We start from the raw sequence: 573 nt of genomic DNA on the forward strand, positions 1-573 counted from the left end.
GGCCGGGACGCGCCGAGCTTCGAGCGGGTGCCCCGCGACGCCGCCGTCGTCTTCCCCGTGGCGCGGGGGCTCGGGACGCTCAACGCGGGCGTGGGCGCCCCGGACACGAGCGCCCGGCACGTGCTGCACGGCCTCGGGTCGGTCGAGACCTACACCGTGGGCCGCAGCGCCGTGGACCTGTGGCACGCGGCGTCCGCCCTCCTGGACGTACTCGCCCGGCGCGACGCCGCCCTCGGCAGCCTGCCCCTGTACTTCGTGGGCACGAGCTTCGGCGGCGGCATCGGCGCGCTGGCCGTGCCGTGGGACGACCGGTTCGTCGGCGCCACGCTGGAGGTGCCGACGTTCGGGCAGCACGACCTCCGCCTGCGCATGCCGTGCACCGGGAGCGGCGAGGCGGTGCGTCACCACGTGGCCGAGCATCCCGAGGCCCGCGCGGTGCTCGCGTTCCACGACGCGTCGGTGGCGGCCACGCACCTACGGGTCCCGACCCGCGTCGAGTGCGCCGCCTGGGACGTGCACGTGCCCCCGCCGGGCCAGTTCGCGGTCGCGGCCGGGGTGTCGCGGGCGTCGTCG

At 77.7% G+C, this 573-nt stretch carries 1 protein-coding gene; it reads left to right on the plus strand.

All coding sequences use genetic code 11. The annotated features are described in order from the left end of the window. Positions 1 to 573, plus strand: a 573-nt coding sequence (locus tag PROKR_RS12870) for an acetylxylan esterase family protein (protein ID WP_483823634.1), incomplete at both ends; no start/stop codon positions are given.

It is taken from the genome of Promicromonospora kroppenstedtii DSM 19349 (genome assembly GCF_000515355.1).
GTDB lineage: Bacteria > Actinomycetota > Actinomycetes > Actinomycetales > Cellulomonadaceae > Promicromonospora > Promicromonospora kroppenstedtii.